20 protein-coding genes and 1 other RNA gene are annotated in these 22,543 nt (G+C 40.6%); 3 read left to right on the top strand and 18 right to left on the bottom strand.

What is annotated here, in order from left to right; genetic code table 11:
* Window positions 1–30 precede the first annotated feature (30 nt).
* The 10 genes from AC1VU3_RS02295 to AC1VU3_RS02250 all read right to left on the bottom strand — a co-directional run bounded on the left by AC1VU3_RS02295 (window position 31) and on the right by AC1VU3_RS02250 (window position 10,852).
* Entirely contained in the window at window positions 31–663 is a 633-nt protein-coding gene (locus tag AC1VU3_RS02295; protein WP_482982626.1) for a hypothetical protein, read from the bottom strand.
* 122 nt (window positions 664–785) lie between these two features.
* A complete protein-coding gene (locus AC1VU3_RS02290; RefSeq protein ID WP_482982625.1) occupies window positions 786–2,690 on the bottom strand; it encodes an ATP-dependent DNA helicase in 1,905 nt (634 codons plus the stop codon).
* 242 nt (window positions 2,691–2,932) lie between these two features.
* Window positions 2,933–4,060: a THUMP domain-containing class I SAM-dependent RNA methyltransferase gene (locus tag AC1VU3_RS02285; RefSeq protein ID WP_482982624.1), complete on the bottom strand. Its 1,128-nt coding sequence runs from the start codon at window positions 4,058–4,060 to the stop codon at window positions 2,933–2,935.
* Window positions 4,061–5,782 carry a putative bifunctional diguanylate cyclase/phosphodiesterase gene (locus AC1VU3_RS02280; RefSeq protein ID WP_482982623.1) on the bottom strand — a complete coding sequence of 574 codons (1,722 nt, stop codon included), beginning with the start codon at window positions 5,780–5,782 and terminating at the stop codon, window positions 4,061–4,063.
* 116 nt (window positions 5,783–5,898) lie between these two features.
* An RNA gene (gene rnpB / locus AC1VU3_RS02275) (RNase P RNA component class B) lies at window positions 5,899–6,281 on the bottom strand.
* A gap of 63 nt (window positions 6,282–6,344) precedes the next feature.
* Window positions 6,345–6,656 (bottom strand): cell division regulator GpsB, encoded by a 312-nt coding sequence (gene gpsB, locus AC1VU3_RS02270; RefSeq protein WP_482982622.1) that lies wholly within the window; start codon window positions 6,654–6,656, stop codon window positions 6,345–6,347.
* A 61-nt stretch (window positions 6,657–6,717) separates the two neighbouring features.
* Window positions 6,718–7,989: a ribonuclease H-like domain-containing protein gene (locus tag AC1VU3_RS02265; protein WP_482982621.1), complete on the bottom strand. Its 1,272-nt coding sequence runs from the start codon at window positions 7,987–7,989 to the stop codon at window positions 6,718–6,720.
* Entirely contained in the window at window positions 7,979–10,261 is a 2,283-nt protein-coding gene (locus AC1VU3_RS02260; RefSeq protein WP_482982620.1) for a DEAD/DEAH box helicase, read from the bottom strand. The genes AC1VU3_RS02265 and AC1VU3_RS02260 overlap by 11 nt, the downstream gene beginning before the upstream one ends.
* Complete coding sequence (locus AC1VU3_RS02255) at window positions 10,254–10,622, bottom strand: YppE family protein (protein ID WP_480389585.1); 369 nt, start codon at window positions 10,620–10,622, stop codon at window positions 10,254–10,256. Before AC1VU3_RS02255 ends, AC1VU3_RS02260 begins: the two co-directional genes overlap by 8 nt.
* 74 nt (window positions 10,623–10,696) lie before the next feature.
* Window positions 10,697–10,852, bottom strand: coding sequence for a hypothetical protein (locus AC1VU3_RS02250; protein ID WP_480389584.1), 156 nt, complete (start codon window positions 10,850–10,852; stop codon window positions 10,697–10,699).
* Between the two features lie 277 nt (window positions 10,853–11,129).
* On the opposite strand from AC1VU3_RS02250, the gene recU reads away from it, so the two are divergent.
* Both recU and AC1VU3_RS02240 read left to right on the top strand, forming a co-directional pair.
* Window positions 11,130–11,729: a Holliday junction resolvase RecU gene (recU, locus tag AC1VU3_RS02245; protein ID WP_480389583.1), complete on the top strand. Its 600-nt coding sequence runs from the start codon at window positions 11,130–11,132 to the stop codon at window positions 11,727–11,729.
* A 21-nt stretch (window positions 11,730–11,750) separates the two neighbouring features.
* Entirely contained in the window at window positions 11,751–14,411 is a 2,661-nt protein-coding gene (locus AC1VU3_RS02240) for a PBP1A family penicillin-binding protein (protein ID WP_482982619.1), read from the top strand.
* Window positions 14,412–14,633: 222 nt separating this feature from the next.
* Here the strand turns inward: AC1VU3_RS02240 and AC1VU3_RS02235 are convergent, their stop codons facing one another.
* The 8 genes from AC1VU3_RS02235 to dinG all read right to left on the bottom strand — a co-directional run bounded on the left by AC1VU3_RS02235 (window position 14,634) and on the right by dinG (window position 21,699).
* Entirely contained in the window at window positions 14,634–14,789 is a 156-nt protein-coding gene (locus tag AC1VU3_RS02235) for a hypothetical protein (protein WP_482982618.1), read from the bottom strand.
* A 451-nt stretch (window positions 14,790–15,240) separates the two neighbouring features.
* Window positions 15,241–15,555: a YpoC family protein gene (locus tag AC1VU3_RS02230; protein ID WP_482982617.1), complete on the bottom strand. Its 315-nt coding sequence runs from the start codon at window positions 15,553–15,555 to the stop codon at window positions 15,241–15,243.
* Window positions 15,539–16,198 carry an endonuclease III gene (nth, locus tag AC1VU3_RS02225; RefSeq protein ID WP_480389580.1) on the bottom strand — a complete coding sequence of 220 codons (660 nt, stop codon included), beginning with the start codon at window positions 16,196–16,198 and terminating at the stop codon, window positions 15,539–15,541. The genes AC1VU3_RS02230 and nth overlap by 17 nt, the downstream gene beginning before the upstream one ends.
* 8 nt (window positions 16,199–16,206) lie before the next feature.
* Entirely contained in the window at window positions 16,207–16,914 is a 708-nt protein-coding gene (locus tag AC1VU3_RS02220) for a DnaD domain protein (RefSeq protein WP_480389579.1), read from the bottom strand.
* A gap of 29 nt (window positions 16,915–16,943) precedes the next feature.
* Window positions 16,944–18,239 carry an asparagine--tRNA ligase gene (asnS, locus tag AC1VU3_RS02215; RefSeq protein WP_480389578.1) on the bottom strand — a complete coding sequence of 432 codons (1,296 nt, stop codon included), beginning with the start codon at window positions 18,237–18,239 and terminating at the stop codon, window positions 16,944–16,946.
* Between the two features lie 20 nt (window positions 18,240–18,259).
* Window positions 18,260–18,748, bottom strand: a complete 489-nt coding sequence (locus tag AC1VU3_RS02210; RefSeq protein WP_480389577.1) for a cell wall elongation regulator TseB-like domain-containing protein — start codon at window positions 18,746–18,748, stop codon at window positions 18,260–18,262.
* 2 nt (window positions 18,749–18,750) lie between these two features.
* Window positions 18,751–18,921, bottom strand: a complete 171-nt coding sequence (locus tag AC1VU3_RS02205) for a YpmA family protein (RefSeq protein WP_480389576.1) — start codon at window positions 18,919–18,921, stop codon at window positions 18,751–18,753.
* Between the two features lie 27 nt (window positions 18,922–18,948).
* Complete coding sequence (dinG, locus tag AC1VU3_RS02200) at window positions 18,949–21,699, bottom strand: ATP-dependent DNA helicase DinG (RefSeq protein ID WP_482982616.1); 2,751 nt, start codon at window positions 21,697–21,699, stop codon at window positions 18,949–18,951.
* A gap of 362 nt (window positions 21,700–22,061) precedes the next feature.
* On the opposite strand from dinG, the gene AC1VU3_RS02195 reads away from it, so the two are divergent.
* Window positions 22,062–22,538 carry a hypothetical protein gene (locus tag AC1VU3_RS02195; RefSeq protein ID WP_482982615.1) on the top strand — a complete coding sequence of 159 codons (477 nt, stop codon included), beginning with the start codon at window positions 22,062–22,064 and terminating at the stop codon, window positions 22,536–22,538.
* The last annotated feature ends 5 nt before the right edge of the window (window positions 22,539–22,543 follow it).

The raw sequence follows: 22,543 nt of genomic DNA, 5'->3' as shown, positions 1-22,543 counted from the left end.
TTTATTTCTGCTCTCTCCCTCTTATTCTATCTACTTCAGCTTACTTTTTTGTTTGTCATTATTATGTTCTTGTTTTACTAAGTCGTATAAGTAAGAGGAATCATATGGTGGAAATACAGTTTTCTTTGAAACATATACACTGTCGCTTTCCGAATAGGCCATTAATTCAAGCTCTAAATTATAGCCATCTTCTATCTCTTCTATAAATGGCTCCACATTTATTAGGGATGGTAGTGTTTCTATGGTTGATGGTACAGGATTTATATTTATAATCCCGCTTTGGAAAGAGGAGAATTTTGTATAGGCATTTGTATTTTTCGAAAGGTAGATAGGCTTTCCCTTATATTGCTTGGGATGATTAATCACATCCTCAGTTTCACTTGGAAGATTCCTATACATTAAGATATTGAATGGTCTTTCGGCTATTCTTCTTCGGAGTTTAAAGCGAGGCAGTTTCATTCGATGGTTACTTGCACTTTCTTTTGAATCCTTCTGATGCTCTCCATGTAGTTGCCTCGATAGGACATCCACTGCACGATAATTAAACCATGGTGTGGTTTCTACTTGTTGTAGAGATAAATCCGCATGAAGTTTCTCCACCAAACTAGCCCACTTTTTACTATCATGAGAATCCAATCGCAAGGTTTGTTCTGTAATATTCATCCCACCTTATAAAAGAATTTCACTTCTTAAAAAACCATATTACCTATACTATTCACTTCAGCGGATTCATGTGCCTAGATAAAGAAAAACCTTTCTAGCACAATGGCTAAAAAGGCTCTACTTTACATATTCTTTATTTTTGTCGGTAATACCGTCTCAAATCGTGGCATTAATGCTGCCTCTTCTTCATTTAACAATAGATGAATTTCTCCAAAGTCCTCTGATGTTCGGATTAATCTTCCTACACCCTGCTGAATTCGCAGCAGCATATAAGGAAGATCTACTTCCTCATATGGATTATTGGAGAAGGAGCGTTTTGCATCAAATAATGGATCCGAAGGAGGAAACGGTAGATCAAAAATGATTACACGTGTTAATGCTTCCTTAGGTAAGTCTAAGCCTTCCCATAAATGATAAGAGCAAAGCGTCGTCAATCTGCCTTCTTGGAATTCCTTTACAATGGTAGACAATTCTCTGTCTCCTTCAAAGCCAATTCCTTCTGTCTGGCTGATTGCTCCTCTAAACTTCTCCATCGCAGCCTTTGATTTAAATAAAATCAATGTTTGCTGATGGTCTTGCAGGATCTTTTCCACTGTTTTCGCTTTATCATCCTGTGCTACTTTATGAGAATAGATTTTCATCACTTCCTCATAATCAAACGGAGATGGAACCGAGAAGGATTGATAATCCTCCACACCTAACGAATCAGCAAGATAAGAAAAATCCTTTTGAATGGATAGAGTGGCAGATGAAAAAATAATAGGAAGCTTATTCGTAAATAGCTTTTCATTTAAAATATCTGTCACCAGTCTTGGCATGATAATTAATGTTTCATAGCCATCGATAATTTCTAGCCACTCAACTCCGTCTCCTTTTTCCGTGAACAGTCGCAGGGAGAAGGAATATTGCTCTAAAAATTCCTCTACCATTCTTAGCTCGTACTCCGGAATGGTGTACAGCTCAGATTCAAAAACGAACTCCTCTAGTAAATCATCTGTTATCTTGATGGCCAATTTACAGAGATTCATGAGCTCCTCTGTTTTATTGATTTTCATTCTTTCCGTTTCTGCCTGGAAGGTCCCTATGCGTAGGACATCAAAAATACGTTCATGGACCTCCTGCAATCTTTCCATTAGACCAAGTGTTTTTTCACGTACCCCGTCCACCATGACTTTCTCTAATAACCTGATAAGCGTTTCACTTTGGATTTCGTAAGTCAATGCCTTCTGGGCTGCGTATTCTAGCAGATGTCCCTCATCGAGTACAATCATGGACACCTCTGGTAAGAAAGGTAGCTGGCCTTCACGTATACGTGATTCCTTCGTCCAGATATGCTCCATCAAAAAGTCATGGGAGCAGATAATCAAATCGGTAGATTCACGATAGTGTTGCCTATGAATTGTTTGCCCGCATCTATTTCGTAAATCACAAGTATTACATTGCTGCGTCGGGTGGAAATTCACCTTTTGCCAGTCTTGGTCACTGATGCCTGGAAATTGACTCCGTTCCCCAAAAGGGAATACTTTTTGTAACGAGGAATGACCGTATACGAAATCTGGAATGACGTCTTCAATTACTTCAATAAAGAAGTCATTTTGATCATCCTTTTGTGCCTCTTCAAATCTCTTGAGACACAAATATTGATTTCTAGATTTCGCAAGTCTTACATCAATTTTTATATCCAGGTATTGCTGTAGCTTAAAAATGTCTCCTGCTTCTTTCACCAGTTGCTCAATTAATGTTTCATCTGCACAAGCAATTAAAGCAGGCTTGCCAGTATATCTTGCGTAAGAGATAGCAGGCAGCAGATAGGCGATTGTTTTACCAGTACCAACACCCGCTTCTGCGAATAATACTTTTTTATCCTTTAAGGCTTTTTCAATCTGATAAGCCATGTATATCTGTTCATCCCGACATTCAAAGCCTTTTTCGGGAAGTTCATCGTATAAGACGTCTCCCATCCAGTCACCAAGCGACTCAAAGAAAGAACGATCTTTTGAAAGCTGAAAAGGTAATGCTTGCTTCATATTTTAACTCCCTCAACATCATAATAAAAACAGGTTCCGCCTTTTATCAAAGCGGAGCCCTAAAAATTTCTTGCATGAAACAAATGGAAGGGAGCTCCCAAAGATTTAGACTGTGGGACACTCCCCATCTATAAGAGATACGAAAGTATTTAATTTCTCAATTTCAAATGTAGCCCAACTCCGGGTGCCTCCTCGCCGTACCCCATTTGCTTGTCGGGGCAGATCAGGCGCTTACGCTTTTCTTATGAACGTTTGCCCCAGAATTGGTAGTAATCTGTTCGAATAAAGCCGTTAAAGAGCTTACGTTTTTTGGTAGCTTTTTTTCCATAAAGAGCCTCGAAGTTCTCCATGGAGGAAAGCATGTATACAGACCAGGTTGGATATTGCTCCATTACACTCCCCAAGTCCTGGATAACTTTTTCAATTACTTCAACCTCTCCGATACGCTCACCGTATGGAGGGTTACCGATCATCACGCCATCCGTTAACTCGGTCGTGAAATCACTTGCTTGCATTTGCTTGAAACTGATTAATTCTCCAAAGCCTGACTCCATTGCATTTTGCTTTGCTATCTCCACCATCCTATGGTCGATATCTGAGCCGAAGATTTGAAGTGGCTGATCATAGTCGGCCAAATCCTCTGCCTCGATTCTTGCAGCATCCCAAACCTTAGCAGGCATCCAGCTCCAATCCTCACTTAAGAAGTCGCGGTTAAATCCTGGTGCGATATTCTGACCAATCATCGCCGCCTCGATAGGAATAGTTCCAGAACCACAGAACGGATCTGCAAATGGTCTATTAGGGCTCCACTTAGAAATTTTCACTAATGCTGCAGCCAATGTTTCTTTAAGTGGTGCTTCCCCTTGACCTTGACGATAGCCACGTTTATGTAGCCCCACACCGCTCGTATCAATGGTGATCGTGGCTACATCCTTCAATAGGCTAATTTCAATTTTATAGGTTGCCCCTGACTCATCTAGAAAGCCTAATCTTTTATAAGCGAACTTCATTCGTTCCACAATTGCTTTTTTCACAATTGCTTGACAGTCTGGTACGCTAAACAGCGTAGATTTCACTGATTTTCCTTGTACAGGAAAGTTAGCATCCACTGGAAGAAACTTTTCCCATTCGATTGCCTTTGTTCCCTCAAACAATTGATCAAAGGTCTTCGCAGGAAACTGAGCAGCTACAATTTTTACTCTGTCTGCCACACGAAGCCAGATATTCGCTCGAGCTATCGCTGTCTCATCCCCTTCAAAATATACCTTGCCGTTTTCTGTAGTTGTTTCATATCCTAGTGCCTTCACTTCATCTGCAACAATGGACTCTAGGCCCATTGCAGAAGTAGCTACTAATGTAAATTTTGTCATTTAGACAGTCCCTTCTTGCTTTTGGATTTCCCACATTTCCAGAAAATCCATTAGTTCTTTACTTGGAAGAGGCTTACTATAGTAAAACCCCTGAATAATATCACATTTCATCTGCTTTAACAGCTTAACCTGTTCCCTTGTCTCTACTCCCTCTGCAACTACCTTGATATGCAGACGGTGAGCCATTAAAATAATGGACTCTACAATTGCCTGTTTATCCGCCAAGGAGGTAATTTGCTGTATAAAGCTTCTATCAATTTTTAAATAGTTTAGCGGGAATCGATTCAGATAGCTAAGGGAGGAATAACCGGTCCCAAAATCATCTATCGAAATCATAAAACCCAGCTTCTTTAATTCAATCAGCTTCTTTACAATCATTTCGGAATCCTTCATGACGGTCCTTTCCGTCAATTCTAATTCAAGCTGATGTGGACTACAATTATATTGCATTAGTATGGTATTCATTCGTTTTAAGAACGCATCCTGTTGAAAATGTAAGGATGCAATATTAATAGACACCGGCAATTGATCTATCCCTAGTGTTCTCCATTCTAAAATATCTAAACATACTTTTTCTATTATAATCTCACTTAGCGGGACAATTAAACCAGTATCCTCCGCAAGCGGGATAAATTCTCCTGGAGAAACACTGCCAAACCGCTTGCTATTCCATCGTACCAAAGCTTCCACGCCTATAACCTCGTTTGTCTCTAACGCAACTTTCGGCTGGTAAACGATTTCAAAGGTTTTCTGTTGAATTGCCTTGCGAAGCTCTGCCTCTAAAAGCAGACCCCTCTCAGAATCCTCTTTTAGTTCTTCAAAGTAAAAGGCATATTGGTTCCTCCCATTTTGCTTTGCATAATAGGTTGCTTTGTCAGCCTTCTGTATGACCTGCTCCACTTCTTGACCATCCTGTGGAATCAGGCTGATTCCAATACTTGCAGTTAGATAGACTTCGCTATTATTGACATAGAAAGGGGCATCCAAGCTTCTAATGATGTCTTTTGCATATTGAATGGCTACATTAGGCTGAGAAAGGTCAGGAATGGTTAATAAAAACTGGTCTCCTGCATACCTGGCTAATATATCGCTTGAGTTAGTCATTGCCTTCACTCTGCCCGTAAATTCCTTTAGAATGGAATTTCCTCCCTCATTTCCAAGCGATTCATTTATTTGCTTAAATCGATCTATATCAATGAATAAAATTGCATGCTGTGTGTCTTGGATGGTTGTTTGCTGTATGAGGGTTTCTAAAAGTTGTATGTATAAGGTTCTATTGGGGATGCCGGTTAAATGATCCATTTGAAGAAGTGCTTCCAACCTTTTCTCTACCATCTTTTTTTGGGTAATGTCGCTAAAGATCCCAAAATAGTTGATATTCCCATCCTCTGTTTGAAATTCCTGTACCATCAAAAATTCAGGATAGATTTGACCATTTTTCCGCTTGTTCCATATTTCCCCTTGCCACATCCCATTAATCTGGATAGATTCCCACATCTTAACGTAAAAGTTTGCTTCTTGTCTGCCTGATTTCAATATCCTAGGGGTTTTGCCACGGACCTCTTCCATCGTATAGCCGGTCACAACCTCAAAGGCACGATTTACAAGCGTAATACGCAAATGCTCGTCCGTTACCATGATTCCCTCAGTTGTGGAATGAAACAATTGGTCAATCAAACCATCATCGTACACGGAAAATCGAGGTGTTCGCTGAATTGTCACCTTTCATTACCTGCTTTCGTAAAATATATATCACAAGAAAATTGCCGTATAAGAAGAAAAGCTCTCCGTGATGGAGAGCTTTTGTATGCATTATAAAATAAGTAGCCACTCATACACTCAATAAGCCATGTTTTGTTTCCACGGTACTCAAACGGTTTCTACCTCGTACGTATGTGGACGGCAATCATCTATCTACAGATAAATCTGTTTTTCTCTCCGTTCATTTCCTTCAAGAAAATGCCCCTACCATAATTTGGGTTTCTCACTCGTGGGGTTTACCTCGTTCCACCTGTATAGTTTCCTATACAGCTACGTCACTGTGGCACTTTTCAGGGACTGTCAGCCATATCCTAAGACTTAGGCCTTCATCCCGCCGTCAGCCGAAATCGACTGCCTTAGTTTATTTTTTCACTAAGCACGAACACTACATTCATCTCAGAACTGTGTGAGCATGGACTTTCCTCTACAATGTCAAGCATCGCAGCGATTGCCCGAATATATAAGTGGTATTAGTATTATATACGATTTTAAGAAGATATACAATATCCCTTTATTAATATAACTATTCGTACAATTTTGCACCAAATACGTGTTTCTCTAGGTGAGAGAGTCTTTTTAGAATGTCAAAATTAGTGGCACCTGCTTGCGGAGCTGGCGCAGTACGCTTTGGCATTTCCTCGATTTCCTCTTTCAGCTGCTTATTCTCTTGCTCTAGCTGAGAGATTCGCTTTTGAAATGTTTCGTAATCATGAATAATATCATCCAAGAACATGTCTACTTCCTCTTGGTTATAACCTCTTAAACCCGTTTTAAATTCCTTTTCTAATATATCTGAAGCCTTTAGTTTTAATTCCACAAAGCATCTTCCTTCCATCTACAATTCGCTACACGTATTATAGCATATTGATGTCGAATAATGGAGCATTTTAAGGCATCTAAACACGCTTTTTGTTAGGTTGTGCGCTTTCCCGGGAAATATTCCATTTCCTGATTATTCTTATTTTCCGCTTATGCAAGTCATGCCATAGCTTGGACTCTCTATCAGCGTTTATTTCCCGCAAATAACTAATGCATATATTGGTCTGCTCTAGCGCTAACTCATAATCCTTTATTCGGTGCTCATATAGCTTTGCGAGCTCGATCAGCGCATTCATTTTATATTTCCCAGACAATTGAGCTACGGCTGTTTGAAATGCTTGAGTGCTTTCTCTATATTGCTTTTGCTTTTTTAAATGAAGACCAACAAAGTAATAGGCAGTACCTGCTTCCTCTTCTGTGTATTGGTCAATCACGTATTGAAACCAATCTTGGCTTTCCTCTAGCACCTTTAAATCACGAAACCATTTCCCAATGTTCGTGTAGGTGATCGCTGATTCGTATCCTTCCTTTTCCTTGATCAGCTCCACTGTTTGAATATAGAGAGCCACAAGCGAAAGAATGTCCCATTCATTGTGCAGCAGCACCTTGAGTAAATTGGTAGGATCTCCACTGCGTATAGAGTCAAAGTAAATAATTGGTGCTAAATGACCTGGTATATCATTTTCTCGCCTGAAATCTAGTTTTGATTCTTCAATTTGCTTGAGCTTAAATCTTTCTATATCATCCTTCCAAACTCGTTTAGACGAATGCATTAAGTCAATATGGGAAATAGTTTGAAGATGTGGTAAAGCTGAGCGGTTCATTGTCCATCTAGAGACCAGCTGTGGGAAATCAAAGCTCTTGCCGTTATACGTAATGATGCTCTGCTCCTCTCTCCAAAAGTCCGAAGCATAGAGAAATGCAGCCTCCGAGCTAGGGTTAGCTAGGATGTGCTGAGTCAATAAAAAGCCATCCTCCACTCTTTTCAAGATGCCATTTAGAAAGATAAGCACGCCTGCTCCTTTTAAACCGGTTGTTTCCGTATCATAAAAGCGAAATGGCTGATCTATCTGCATGGTCAACGGGTGATCTGGGAAGGAATCCTGCATATATCGTATGGCATCATCTAGCTTGGATAAATCCACCTTTCCATGTATATGGTCCAGTTCATAAAATATTTCTCTTTGAAAATAAAATCCATGCTCATTTCTTTTAAGCGATAAGCCGGCATTCAACCACGAATCTGTATAAAAAGGAAGTGCAACCTCCTGCACTTCCTTTTTCTTTTCCACTGGCTTATTTTTGGATACAAGTCCCTTCAGCTGCATGAGCTTCTTCTCATAGGACATGTTGATTCACCTGCAATATATGAAGCAGCTTGATCACTTCACGTTTTAGATTTAGTTCTGCATCCTGTGCCCCGATACAAGCTGGGCAGCCATTCGAGCACGGACAGCTTTCCACCTGCTCTGTCACCTTTGGAAGCAGGTCATTCCATAGATCAAACATTCTTTCAGACAAGCCAATTCCCCCTGGATAGCTGTCGTATATATAAAAGGTCGGCTTCTCGTCGTTCACGGATTTTACTTGTGGAACGACATGAATATCCTTGGAGTCGCAATCCAATAATAGGGGAATAAAGGATTGTAAAGCATATGCCACTCCTGTCATTGCATCTGAAAGCAGTGTTTCCTTCCAATCTTCTGGCTTGTCAAAGCTAAACCAAGTGGAGGATGTATGAAGTTCAAGCGGAGGTATATGAATCTTACCTGACCCGATGTTATCATGTGTATCAAATTTTATCTTTTTGAAGATTGTCGGCTGGACAAGCACCACAATGTCTCCAAATCGTAAAGTTCCTATAGTTGCTTGTCTTTCTTTATCCTCACTGAGCACCTTCAATTCAATTGCAAGGTTAGCATCAGTGAAGTAGTCTACATCTACCTCTCTTACGAAGGCCTTCTTTTCCTCCCAGTCGAGCTTTTCGACTTGGAATTGAGTTCCTTGATGCAGATAGATGGCTTCCTCATGCAGAAGGGTCATGGCGCTATATAAGTCCATTTCTCCAATGACTCTCGTTTTTGTAGGTATAGATTGGTCGATAATAATGACATTATCCTGCGACGCAGAGCGAAGGCTAATATTGCTCGCCGGAAAGCTTTCAGACATCCAATGCCATTTGTCCGCTGTTTTTAATAGCACCCCTTCGCTCTCCAGAAATTCTAACAGCTCTTGTACCGTAAACTCACCATACGTATCGGAGGTAGTAAAGGGAAGCTCGAAAGCTGCACACTTTAGATGATCCATTAGGATAATCATATTGTCTGGATAAATACGTACTTCCTCCGGTGATTGTCCTAAAAAATAGTCAGGATGCTTGACCACATATTGATCTAAAGCGGTGGATTGCGCAACATAGATGATTAATGCTTCGTCTTGTCTTCTTCCCGCTCGTCCTGCCTGCTGCCAAGCACTTGCAATATTCCCCGGGTAACCCGTCATAATACATGCCTGCAGCTGGCCAATATCCACTCCTAGCTCTAACGCATTGGTACTCACCACCGTCCGAATCTCACCCTCACGAAGACCTTTTTCAATTTTTCTTCGCTCGGATGGGAGGTATCCTCCTCGGTAGCCTCGAATCGATTGATCATTTATTTTCTTACTAACCAATGCTTGAAGATAGGTCACAAGCATTTCCACTCGGACTCTGCTTTTCGCAAAGACAATAGTTTGAATCCCATTGATATATAATTCTTGCGCCAGGTCTCTAACTTCTAGTACTGCACTTCTTCGTACGTTAAAAACTGGATGAACAATCGGCGGATTATAAAAGACAAAATGCTTCTTGCCTGCCGGAGCACCATTTTGATCAATTAGCACATGATCAGTGTTGGTTAGGCTTTCTGCAAGCTCTTTCGGATTTTTAATCGTTGCCGAAGTACAAATGAAGGTTGGATAGCTACCGTAAAAGGCACATATCCTTTTTAATCTTCTAATCACATGTGCAACATGGCTACCGAAGACCCCTTTATACGTGTGCAATTCATCAATGACAATGTATTTTAGATTTTCAAAGAGCGTCACCCATTTTGTATGGTGAGGCAAAATCCCAGAGTGCAGCATATCTGGATTCGTTAGCACGATATGACCAGACTTACGGATTTTTTGTCTAATCCCAGGCTCTGTATCGCCATCGTACGTATAGCTCAGAATCTCTTCTCCACTAGCTTCTATTAATTCATTCAAATCACTCTTTTGATCCTGTGCCAAGGCTTTTGTGGGAAAGAGATAAATGGCTCTTGCCGTAGGATCTTCCAATATAGATTGCAGGACTGGCAGATGGTAGCATAGTGACTTCCCGGAGGCAGTAGGAGTGATTGTAGTAAAGGATTTCCCGCTTAACGCAGTATCAAAGGCTTGTCTCTGGTGAATGTATAGCTTAGACACTCCGCGAGACTCTAAAGCTTTTCGAATAGAAGGATGCATCGTGCTTGGAAAGGACGCATGGACTGCTTCTTTCTCTTCCATTGTATGGATATGCTCAATCTGTGGGAATCGCTCACTATTCACTCGCCAATCATCTAACAGCTCGGTGATTGTCTTCTTCTGTTTAAGCATGCTGGTCACCAACCTCCTTTATTGCCTGGAGAATAGTCTCTAGCGTATATTTAGAGGAATGCACCGATTGTAGGAAGCGTTTTTTACTTGTTCCTTTATAAAAGGACTGCACCACAAACTGCTTCATGGACTCCAGCAAAGAGTCTACTTGGCTTGGATGGATATACTTAGGTTTCTTCTGTTGAATCCACACCCTCACTAAATTTTCCCATTCCAAAAGAACCTCATCTAATTCAAGCGCATGTGGACGGACGTCTTGAAAAAAATCAGGCTCTTTATCTAGTTCTCTATATGAATAAAAACGTGTAATGCACTCATCGCATTCTTTTATTAACTTTGTACTCAAATGGAATAATGTCAAATGAATCCCTCGCATTCTAGTACCAGTTTATCAAATACAGCGACTATTTTCCAGCAGGGACGAACATATATTCTTTATAGCTTCCCTTCAATTTTTTCTATTTTTCCCAGAAGCTTAAACGATGACCTACTAAAGTCCTCTTGAAACTGATCCTGTTCGTCGTTCATTCTATTTTCCAGTAAATATTCTAGCAGCTCTAGTTGATCTATGAGTCTTTCTATTTTGTTCATCTCCATCACTCCTTTTTCTAGGTATTTAACCAATCTTGGTCAAATCCCTTCCCGCTCGACAAAGCTTCTATGAATAAGACAAAACAAGTAACTGCTCGACAATTAGAACTGTTCAGCGACTACTTAAAAGGAACTATGAGAAGCCAAATATTCCCCATCACACTTCCATTCATGGTAACAACAACCACATCGTATTTCCTTAAACAAAATGAAACTTCTCACCTTTGGATACGTCTAACTAACTTGTGATAAACTAATAGCATAAAGAGGTGATAGTATGGCTATACGTTATCCAAATGGAAAGATTTACAGTCCGGAGAAAAAAATAAAAGAAAAAAAAATAAAGGATTATTCTTTCAGTAATAGGGGAAAGACGTTAGAGGATGATATTAATGATTCGAACGAATACTATCTTCAACACAACATTGCTGTGATTTATAAGAAACCTATTCCGATTCAAGTCGTCAAGGTAGATTATCCTAGTAGGAGTAGTGCTGTTATTAAGGAAGCTTATTACCGTACTCCCTCCACAACTGACTATAATGGAGTCTTTCAAGGAAAATATATTGACTTTGAAGCAAAAGAAACGGAAAATAAAACAGCATTTCCTTTAAAGAATATCCATCTTCATCAAATTACCCACATGGAAAAAGTTAGTAAGCAGAATGGCATCTGCTTCTTGCTAGTACGTTTTTCATCTTTAGATCGGGTTTTTTATTTACCCTTCGAAAAACTAAACATCTTTTGGGAAAGAATGAATAGTGGTGGGAGAAAATCGATTGCCCTTCAAGAATTTGAAGAGCATGCCTTGGAAATATCCCCTAAATATGCTCCAAGAATTGATTATTTACAAATAGTTAATGACTTGTACGTATAAAGTGAAAGCGAGGAGACGTTTATGAGTGAGCAAAAGAGAACTCGTGAACAACGAAGAAAAGAATTACAAAAACAAAAGAAAAAACAAAAAGTCTCATGGAAAACATGGGTTAAACGTATATTTATTGCATTCGTAGCAATTGGCGTGATAGGTCTAGTGGCTGGTGGCTCCATGTATGCCTACTATGCAAGCACAGCTCCTGAGCTTGATGAGGAACTATTAAAGGACCCGATTAGTCCTATTCTGTTAGATAATGAAGGCAATGAGTTTGCTACTGTGGGGTCCGAAAACAGGAAGTATGTGCCTTATGACGAAATACCACAAATGATGGAGGATGCGATTCTTGCGACTGAGGACGTGCGCTTCTATGATCATATGGGGGTCGACTTTTTACGGCTCACGAAAGCTGTCCTTGCAAACGTGACTCAGGGATTTGGAGCACAAGGAGCTAGTACAATCACTCAGCAGGTAATCAAAAACTCTTTCTTATCGAATGAAAAAACATTAAAGCGAAAAGCACAAGAAGCACATTTAGCACTTCAGCTTGAGCGTAAATATGAAAAAGAAGAAATATTCGAGATGTACTTCAATAAGGTATTAATGTCAGGACGTATTTATGGATTTGGTACAGCAGCTGAAATCTTCTACGGCAAAGAGTTGAAGGATTTAGAGTTGCATGAAATGGCAGTTTTAGCCGGAATGCCTCAAAGTCCGAACAACTATAATCCATTTAAGCATCCAGAGGCAGCTGAAAAAAGAAGAAATACCGTGCTACATTTGATGAATATGCATGGAAAAATTTCCGATGAGGAAATGAAAGCTGCACAAGCTATCCCAATTGAAGATTCTTTATTGCCAGAAGAGAAGCGTATTACAAGAATGGATTCCAAATATGATGCGTTTATCGACATCGTATTAGATGAATTAGAGGCGAATGGAGATGGCGATGCTATTTCAGAAGGTATTACTATTCATACTACCTTACAGCCAAAAGTACAGCAGCAAGTTGAGCAGACATTGAATTCGGATATCTTCCCGAACGATAAAATCCAATCTGCAGTAGCAGTTGTGGACACGAAAACAGGTGCTATCGCAGCTGTAGGTGGTGGACGTAATTACGGAGCAGACCGAGGATGGAACTATGCACAGGATATGAAAACAAGATCTCCTGGATCAACAATTAAACCTTTAATTGACTATGCACCAGCAGTTGAATTCTTAAGCTGGTCAACCGGTCAAACCATTGTAGATGAACCAATCAATTACACTGGTACAGACCAAACGGTGCGTAACTTTGACGGTAAATATAAAGGTACCATGACAATGCGTGAAGCATTGTATCAATCTCGAAATGTTCCAGCGGTAAAAACGTTAAAAGAAGTCGGAACAAAAAATGCCAAAGAATTTATCAATCGTTTTGGAATTGACTTAGGTGATATTACAGAAAGTACAGCTATTGGTGGCGTATCCAAAGCAATGACCCCTATCCAAATGGCTGGCGCATATGCTGCATTTGGTAATAGTGGTGTTCATACAGAGCCATATGCCATTAAGAAAATTGTTTACAGAGATGGCAAGACAGAAAAGAAATATCAACCAGATGCGAAGCCAGTAATGAAGGATTCGACAGCATATATGGTGACAGATGTGTTACGTGACGTAATGACAAAAGGTACTGGGACACGTGCTGCTGTTAGTGGATTAGACGTTGCCGGTAAATCTGGTACATCCAACTATAGCTCGAAACAAATGCAGGATTGGAATCTTCCTTCTAGCGCATTCCCAGATGTTTGGTTTGCAGGATATACAACGAACTATTCCATCTCCGTATGGTCTGGCTACTCAGACTTGAAAGAGCCGATGACGACGAATGAGGAACGTTACCTTCCACAGACAATCTTTAAGCAGGTAATGTCAAATATTTCACAAGGAATCTCTACACCGACCTTCAAAAAACCAAGCTCTGTTGTAGAAGTGACAGTGGAAAAAGGAACAAGTCCCCTTCAGTTAGCTAGTGATTACACACCTGCTAACTTGAGACTTACAGAGTTATTTGTAAAAGGTACAGAGCCAACGAAAGTATCGGAGGAATATGAGCAGCTAGAATTAAATGCTCCTACAAACCTAACAGTCGAGTACTCTGACGTGGATTCTTCCGCAACACTTAACTGGGAGTTCACTCCACCGGAGGATGAAGAAGTAAGCGTACAATTTGAAGTATCGGTCGCAACAGATGGTGGACCAGTGGAACCATTACAAACTACCGATAAAAAAGGACTAATTGTCCAAAACCTGATACCAGGTAGCTCCTACGTTTTCTATGTGACCGCAGTCGCAGAGGATGTAAGAAGTGAGCCTGCTTCCGTATCCCTAACTCTAGAAGGAATTGGTGAAGACATGGAAGGTACAGAGCCTGAAGAACCAGCCGAAAATGAAAATCCGGATGAAGGAAACGAAGGAGATTCAGGCGGAGAAGATGGCACTGGAAATGGTGAAGGCAATGGAAACGACGAAGGAAATAATCCTGGAAACGGTGATGGATCTGGAGCAGGCGGAACTGGCGGTGGAAATGACTCCGGATCTGGAAACGGTTCAGACACGGGAGCTGGTGATTCCGGCGAAGATGCCTCCGCTAACGTGAACCAAAACGGTACCCAACCAGGAGCCGGCAGTGGCACATAAAAGATACGAAAGATAGACCTAAAAGTGGGTCTATCTTTTTTTGTTGGTGGTTTTGCGATATGTAGCTAGTAGGATAATGGTTCCAAGGTAAGCGTTCCATCTGGAGGTACTAATAGTAGATTTGAAAAGCACTACTGCTTTGCAGATTGGAAAATAAGTGGTAATAAGTGTGGTCTTCTCCCCTTTCCTTGCGGTTGTGGTCCAGTTACTTGCGCTGGGAAGTTACTTACTTGCGATAGAGGATTCGTTACTTGCGATTCCAGTCTCTTTAGCTTTTGGTTTAGTCACTTTCAGTAACGGTTTAGTCGCTCTTAATAATGATTTAGTCGCTCTCGTCAGCATTTTAGTCGCTCTTAGTAACAATTTAGTCGCTTTCACCCACCATTTAGTCACTTAACGGAATTTATTGGTAAAAACCAACTCAGTTATTCCAGTTAAATGGAATACATACCCTTACTCAATTTGATTACTTGCGATTGGTTAGCTGGTTCGTGCGGTCGTCAGTCGCTTACGTGCGGAAAACTGATTGTTACTTGTGGTTTTGGCTAAGTTAGTTGCGGTCTTCCTCCAGTTAGTTGCAGTCTCCCTCCATTTAATTGTAAAACAGAATTATTTGGAAATTAAAAACCTATCAATTTGGAAGATAAATGGTAATACTTACGGTAGCCATGACCTTACGTGCGGTCCCCTAGAAGTTACTTGCGTAAACTCGTTAGTTACTTGAAGTCTCGTGCCTTTTACTTGCGGAATGAGCCAATTTACTTGCACTCTCAATTTATTCAGTCTCCCCTCTCAATGGAAAAGTCCAACAAAAAAAGGAGCAAGAGCATCATTGCTCCTCTCCTTTTTTCTTTTGAAGTATCAAGTACCTGGCGATTTTCTTTTCAGTTTCCTTGAACAACTCATCTAGCTGGCGAAACGCCGAGTAGTTGGTGATGTTTTGCTTAATGAAGGCTATTCGCTCTTCGTAGTTGACTGGCGCTATTCCATCGGTTTTCACTTGAATAGCCTCTAATAGCTCGATGCCTTTTGACATCAGCTCCATTGGCTTTTGCCTTTGTCTGAAGGCCTCGGCAATAGAAGGCTCGATTGATTTCCAAGCCTCCAAGTACTCTGTAAAATCCTCTTTACGCAAGTTTGACAACTTTGTTCATCCTTTTCTTACCCTCTCTGCAGACCGATAGCAACGGACATTCTGGACAGTTGGGACTTTGCGCCTTGCAGTGGTACCTACCGAAGAAGATTAGCTGATGATGAGTTTTCGACCAAAGCTCGATTGGAGTCTTTTTCATCAACGTTTCTTCTACTTGTAAAACCGAATCCTTCCATCTGCACAAGCCAAGTCTTTTAGATACGCGCTCCACATGCGTATCCACTGCTATTGCAGGAATATCAAACGCTACGGAAACGACGACATTTGCTGTTTTTCGTCCCACTCCCGGAAAGGTTGTTAGTAGATCACGATCCGCAGGTACTTCTCCCCCATGCTGATCGATTAGCTGTCTGCTGAGTGCTTGAATATTCTTTGCCTTGTTACGATATAGACCGATAGAGCGAATATCAGCTTGCAGTTCTTCTAGGGAGACAGCAAGGTAGTCCTCTGGCTTTTTATATTTTTGAAACAGTGTTCTGGTTACTTTGTTTACTAATACGTCTGTACATTGGGCGGACAGTAATGTTGCAACCAGCAATTCGAATGGATTGTCATGTACAAGCTCACAATGAGCATCCGGAAACATTTTCTCCATTTCCTCTAGACAAAAGTTCCACTGCGCTTTTGTTAGCATGCTACCACCTACTCTCTCTCTTCTAGCCAGTTGTAAAATGGTACCTTTGTCGCTCTGGCCGGCTGTTCTGTTCGTTGCTCAGGCACGAACTGACGAAACTGGGCAGATTGCTTTTCTGCCTCCTGGACGGTCCGAATATTTTTCTTCTTCCATTCAAATAAAATCCGATCAATGTAGCGTAAGCTTAGCTTTTGAGCGAGGACTGCCTCTTTTAATGCATGACGAATTAAGGAAGGGGAATGCTTGTCCTGATCAAACCACATGCCAATTGTTTCGTATTCCATCGGAGATAGCAGACGACCAAACTCTTGTTCAAACAGCTTGTATATTTCGCCTTCTTCTCCTTTTATTTCTTTTTCTTCGCTAGAGATGCTTTGTTGCTCCACACAATCAAGCAATAAATCCCATAGCTGATGGAATGCGTAATATTCATAATGGACACCATTTTCGTCCGTATGCTGCTCTATTTGAATTAAACCCTTTTGTACAAGGCGTTGAAGGATGGAGGTCACCCGGTCCTCTGAAAAATGGGTGCGCTCCACTAAATTTTGTGGGGTCGGAAAATGGTTTCCTGCTTCCCCATATGCTATTAGATGTAGAAGGATAATTGCTTCCTCATCTTTCATATTTATTGCTTTATAATGGCTAAAAAAAAGCTGGGAAATGTTCACATTTCCCTGCTCAATCCAGATACGGAGTCGGTCTTTTTTAGACATAATCGCACTCCCTTTCTAACATCTATCTATTATGGATACAGTCTGTTCAATAGTCTTGGGAATGGGATAGACTCACGAACATGCTCAGCACCGCTGATCCAAGCAACTGTTCTTTCTAGTCCTAAACCAAATCCTGAGTGAGGCACAGATCCTTGTTTACGAAGCTCTAAGTACCATGCATAAGCAGCTTCATCAAGACCGTGTTCTTGAATACGTTGTTTTAGTAGATCATAATCATGGATACGCTCTGAGCCACCAATGATTTCTCCATAGCCTTCTGGAGCTATTAAGTCCGCACATAGCACTACATCGTCGCGCTCTGGGTGTGGCTGCATGTAGAATGGCTTAATGCCTACTGGGTAGTGTGTAATGAATACTGGCTTATCAAAGCTTTCCGCAATAGCCGTTTCATGCGGAGCCCCAAAGTCGTCTCCCCATTGAATATCATCGAAGCCTTTTTCATGCAAGAACTTGATTGCATCATCATATGTAATTCTTGGGAAAGGAGCTTTGATGTTTTCTAGTTTAGATGTGTCACGGTCTAGACGCTCTAACTCCAATTTGCAGTTAGCTAGTACAGATTGAGTAATATGCTCCACATATTGCTCTTGCACTTCTAAGCTCTCTTCAAATTCTACGAATGCCATCTCCGGTTCAATCATCCAGAACTCGATTAAGTGACGACGTGTTTTTGATTTCTCTGCGCGGAATGTTGGTCCAAATGAGAACACTTTTCCAAGAGCCATTGCAGCTGCTTCCATATATAATTGACCAGATTGTGAAAGGAATGCATCCTCGTCAAAATATTTTGTATGGAAAAGCTCAGATGTTCCTTCTGGAGCTGAACCAGTTAGGATTGGTGGATCCATCTTCACAAAGCCTTCTTTATTAAAGAACTCATAAGTTGCACGAATGATTTCGTTTCTGATTTTCATGATGGCATGCTGTTTACGAGAACGAAGCCATAGATGACGGTTGTCCATTAAGAATTCTGTTCCATGCTCTTTTGGTGTGATTGGATAATCAACCGCAGCATGAATGACTTGGATGTCCTTCACTTGTAGCTCATAGCCAAAGGAAGATCTTTCATCCTTCGTTACTTCTCCAATTACATACATAGAAGTTTCTTGTGTTAATCCTTTTGCAGTTTGGAAAACTTCCTCTTCCACATCTGCCTTTACTACGACACCTTGTACGAATCCAGAGCCATCGCGTAATTGTAAGAAAGCAATTTTACCGCTTGAACGCTTATTTGCAAGCCAAGCTCCAAGTTTTACTGTTTCACCGACATGGTTTGCCATGTCTTTAATCATAATTTTTTTCATTGTATCCTCCGTAGCTATTATTATAGGTTTGATATTCTCTTCCACCATTCTCCGTTTTCAAAAAGAAGATAAATGTAGTTTAAGGTATCAGATTGCGTGACAAATGTTATTTCCCATACTGGGCCGACCTCTTCTACCCCTAGCTTTGCATGCAGCAGCTTACCGTTTGGTGCATTCTTCATGACGGCAGAAATGGCATCCTCCTTTGATATTCCATCAGCAAGGTTGATTTCCATGATGGTTTCTTCGCTTCCCTTTTTAGGAATAAAGAATGCTTTTTCTTCACCCTTATCAGTAATTCCAACCACAGTATGATAACTAGTCGTGCTGTTATATGGATAGGATTCCACTACCTCTTCAATCAGGTTATTTTGAATCAAGTAAGATTCAGCAGTCTCACTCGCTTCCTCGAACGGAGATTTTGCTTGAAAATAGATTAGCAGGGTAATGATGACGGCGAGACTCAATGTAAATACAGATAAAAATATTATCCATCTTTTTAGAGCCATGCTTACGTCCTATAGATCGTAAAGACTGCTTTTTCTTGGTCTTCTTTGTCTAATGCCAAGCCAAACATCAAATCCTGCTCTTTAAGAGAACGATTTAATACATCCACAATCTTATAAAGATCTGATTGATACTTAATCGTTACAGTTGAAATAACTTCGATTTTATTTTCCATATTTCTACCTGCTTTCTGAAACTCATCCTAATTATTATACCAATTTTCGAGCTCTAAGACTATATTTTCTAGAGATACTTTCTTAACCGGAATATTAGGTATTGCTCGCAAGAAATTACTTCCATATGATTTCGTTTCAATTCGTCTATCTAGTACAATAAAGACCCCTTTATCCGTCGCTGAGCGAATCAATCGTCCAAAGCCCTGTCTAAAACGTAAAATCGCCTCGGGAAGTGAATATGCGGTAAAAGCATTTTCCCCACTCTTCGTAATCAACTCGGCTCTACGTCTGAAAAGTGGGTCATCTGGGGAAGAAAACGGCAGTCGAACCATGATGACCACTGAAAGGGCTTCTCCCGGAACATCTACCCCTTCCCAAAAGCTATTAGTACCAAATAAAATCGACTTGGAAAATCGTTGGAAGGATTTCAACAGCTTCATCCTACTCCCAGAGGTAATGCCTTGTGCAAATAGCATGTAATCCTCTAAAAGCTCGGTTTCTTGTATCAGCTCTACTGTCCTACGCAGCATTTCCTGTGATGTGAATAAAACAAAGCATCTTCCTTCAGTTACAAGGGCCGTTTGTACAATTGCCTCCGCAACCGATTCAATGAACTCTCCTTGGGAAACCTGTTGGATATCCGGCATATCGTCTATAATCAGAAGCTCGGCTCCTTGATAAAAATCGGGAGACGAGGAAAACTTGTAAATGGGAATATCCTCTGACAAGCCAAGCTGACTGGTTATAAAGTGCTGATTGGTCGGGACTGTTAGTGTTCCTGAAGTCCATACGATTCCACCATTTTGTCGGAATCCCTCGACTGCATCCTTTATTGTCTGCTGGTAATTCAACGGCTTTTTAATCACGGTGATGCTTCCTGGTATGCTTCTCGTATCCAATTCAAGCCATTTCGCTTCTAAAGGCACATCTACTAGGAATATTTCATCCCATTCGCTCACCTTGATCTCTAGCTCTCGTAACCAAAATTCCCACTCATGCTTCAAGATGCCCTCTTCTTTATCGTCTGAAAAGCTGCTATGTGTAGCAAGAATAGACTTCGCCAAGTCAATAAAATCCTGCATACAGACAGAAACCTGCTCGAAAGTCGACTTGTTTAGCATTAACTCTTCTAATGTTAAGGACCTTTTTGTTACTTTATTTGAAGAAGGAATTGCCTGCACAACGTTTAATAAATAAGAAATCGATGAATCAAAGGCCTCTATCACATAGAATAACGACTTCTCCAGCTTGATCCGATTGGTCAAGGAAACGTTCAACAGAGTTAGTCTGCTTAACAGCTGATCCGTATCCAAGGAGCCAAACTGACCAAGTACATACTTCCAATTCGTATAAGAGAAAATACGTTCATTTTTGGACATACTTGCCGTAATCATTTGATGGGCTTCATCAATAATGGTGCCACAGCCATGAGCAAGCAGCTTATAATCTCTATCCTTGTCAGCCATAATCATCGCATGATTCGTGATAAGCAGGTGACAAGCTCTGCTTTTTTGGATAGCGCGGAGATAGAAGTCTAGCTCTCTTCCCTCTACCGGTAATTGATCAGCCGTTCTTCTAATCTTCTCGAGAAAAAGCTGCCCACCACCTGAGGCATTTAACTCAGATAGGTCCCCCTCTTCCGTAAAAGTCAGCCAAACAAGAATTTGCATGATGGTAAAGGTTTCATCATAAGATTCGTCCTCTCCATGAAGCTGCTCATAGAACCTATTTAAATCGATATAATGCTGGATTCCCTGTAGCTTGGCAACCTGAAGGTCGACCCCCAATATACGCTTAAGCTTTGGAATCTCATCCACGATCAATTGATCAATTAAGTTTGACGTATGCGTACTAATAATGACCGGCTTCTGCTCCTTCAGTGCATGTATGAGTGCGGGTATCAGATAACCAAGCGTCTTGCCAATCCCCGTTTCCGCTTCACATACGATTTCTTCTTGATTGACAAAGGATTGGTACACTCTGTCCATTAGCTCAAACTGTCCTGCTCTCTCTTCAAAGGAGGAGAAGCCTCTTTTCAAAAGCTTCTTCTTTTCTAACATATCAGTTGGATAGCTAATATCCTCATAAGTCACTAGTGGAAGAGAAGGTGCTTTTCTAATGGGAATACCTTTGAATAAATCGTATTCCTTGCTAACTGTCTCTTTTCGCTTTTCATTCAACATATCATAAAAGAGAAGAGATACATTCGATTTCAACTGAAAGGATCGTTTATGCAGTAACTCGAGCGTCTTAAGTGGAAGCTGCCTAGCCCTTTCACAGCATTTTAATAATAAATGAGCAGTTGCAAGAGCATCATCATCCGCTCGATGTGCTGATTCTAACTCGATCCCCAGCTCCACTGCGATATCCTGAAGCTTAAAGCTATAAAGGTTCGGATACATAAGCTTCACAAATTCCACTGTATCTATCGTTTTACAGACGAGCTTTGGCAATCCAACTCTCTTCAGCTCCTTCTGTAAAAAAGAAAGGTCGAACAGCACGTTATGCGCTACAAAAATCGTATCCTGCAGCATATCAAGCACGTTCGGCGCTACCATTTCAAATGTAGGAGCATCCGCTACATCCTCATCCTGTATATGGGTTAAATCTTGTATAAAAGCAGGAATTTTTCGCTCTGGATTAATAAATGTTGTGAATGTATTCGTCACTTGTTGATTCTCTATAAACACAATGGCAAGTTGAATAATCCGATCGCCACCAGAAGATGAATGACCTGTTGTTTCAATATCCACAACAGCATATTTGTGATTTCTCAATTTTCTCAACTCACCGTCATAATTTCATTTTTTTACTTCTCAAGGTTAACGGGTGTCCTTCTCTAGCCCAAAGCTAGAGCAACGTAACCCTTCATTTATATAGCTTATTCCTTCACCAAGAAGGTCGATGTACAATTTTACCCCAAAAAAATTGTACCATATTCTTTCATAGGATAGGAAATGTTGAGAAAGGAAACATGATGATGTTTTTATGTATAGGACTGCTCGTTATTCTTGAGTATTGGGAAGGAGTTCCGTTAGATAGAGTATAAGCTATATAGCGAAAAGATTCTTGTTGTAGAAATGAGCTCTATATCGGAAAATGTATCCGCCAGGCATTTAAAAGTTGGAATGTTGTAATTATGGGCTCCAATGTTGTAAAAATGGGCTTGAAAGTTGTAAAAATAACGCCTAATGTTGTAAAAACGAAGCCGCCGAATAACGGAAAGTTGGAATGTTGTAAAATGATACTTAATGTTGTAAAAATGGGCTTGTATGTTGTAAAAATTACGCTTAATGTTGTAAAAACTATTCCTAATGACTTAAATATGACCCTGCTGGACTTGAGAAAAATGATTGTTGCAAAAATGAACTTGATTGTAGCAAAAACCACTTCCATTGTCGCAAAAATAGCGATCATTGTAGCAAAAACGCTCCAGCAGATCTCCCGAGAAATTGATTGTAGCAAAAATGAGCTTGATTGTAGCAAAAACCATGTCCATTGTCGTAAAAATAGCGACCATTGTAGGAAAAGCGCTCCAGCAGACCACCTAAGAAATCCATTGTCGCAAAAACCATCTCCATTACCGCAAATTCTCACTGCCAGTTGTCTTTACTAACCTCA

The organism is Psychrobacillus sp. Z16_25 (assembly GCF_056856695.1).
The sequence above is the reverse complement of the archived record's forward strand: the minus strand, read 5'-3'. Positions and strand labels throughout refer to the sequence as shown.

Excerpts from the sequence above, each read along its gene's own strand:
- AC1VU3_RS02240 (WP_482982619.1), top strand. The coding sequence starts at position 11,751 with ATGAGTGAGCAAAAGAGAACTCGTGAACAACGAAGAAAAGAATTACAA.
- asnS (WP_480389578.1), bottom strand. The coding sequence starts at position 18,239 with ATGAAAAAAATTATGATTAAAGACATGGCAAACCATGTCGGTGAAACA.
- gpsB (WP_482982622.1), bottom strand. The coding sequence starts at position 6,656 with ATGGAAGGAAGATGCTTTGTGGAATTAAAACTAAAGGCTTCAGATATA.
- AC1VU3_RS02195 (WP_482982615.1), top strand. The coding sequence starts at position 22,062 with ATGGGCTCCAATGTTGTAAAAATGGGCTTGAAAGTTGTAAAAATAACG.
- AC1VU3_RS02290 (WP_482982625.1), bottom strand. The coding sequence starts at position 2,690 with ATGAAGCAAGCATTACCTTTTCAGCTTTCAAAAGATCGTTCTTTCTTT.
- AC1VU3_RS02210 (WP_480389577.1), bottom strand. The coding sequence starts at position 18,748 with ATGGCTCTAAAAAGATGGATAATATTTTTATCTGTATTTACATTGAGT.
- recU (WP_480389583.1), top strand. The coding sequence starts at position 11,130 with ATGGCTATACGTTATCCAAATGGAAAGATTTACAGTCCGGAGAAAAAA.
- AC1VU3_RS02265 (WP_482982621.1), bottom strand. The coding sequence starts at position 7,989 with ATGTCCTATGAGAAGAAGCTCATGCAGCTGAAGGGACTTGTATCCAAA.
- AC1VU3_RS02250 (WP_480389584.1), bottom strand. The coding sequence starts at position 10,852 with ATGAACAAAATAGAAAGACTCATAGATCAACTAGAGCTGCTAGAATAT.
- AC1VU3_RS02205 (WP_480389576.1), bottom strand. The coding sequence starts at position 18,921 with ATGGAAAATAAAATCGAAGTTATTTCAACTGTAACGATTAAGTATCAA.
- AC1VU3_RS02295 (WP_482982626.1), bottom strand. The coding sequence starts at position 663 with ATGAATATTACAGAACAAACCTTGCGATTGGATTCTCATGATAGTAAA.
- AC1VU3_RS02220 (WP_480389579.1), bottom strand. The coding sequence starts at position 16,914 with ATGTCTAAAAAAGACCGACTCCGTATCTGGATTGAGCAGGGAAATGTG.
- AC1VU3_RS02260 (WP_482982620.1), bottom strand. The coding sequence starts at position 10,261 with ATGCTTAAACAGAAGAAGACAATCACCGAGCTGTTAGATGATTGGCGA.
- nth (WP_480389580.1), bottom strand. The coding sequence starts at position 16,198 with ATGCTAACAAAAGCGCAGTGGAACTTTTGTCTAGAGGAAATGGAGAAA.
- AC1VU3_RS02285 (WP_482982624.1), bottom strand. The coding sequence starts at position 4,060 with ATGACAAAATTTACATTAGTAGCTACTTCTGCAATGGGCCTAGAGTCC.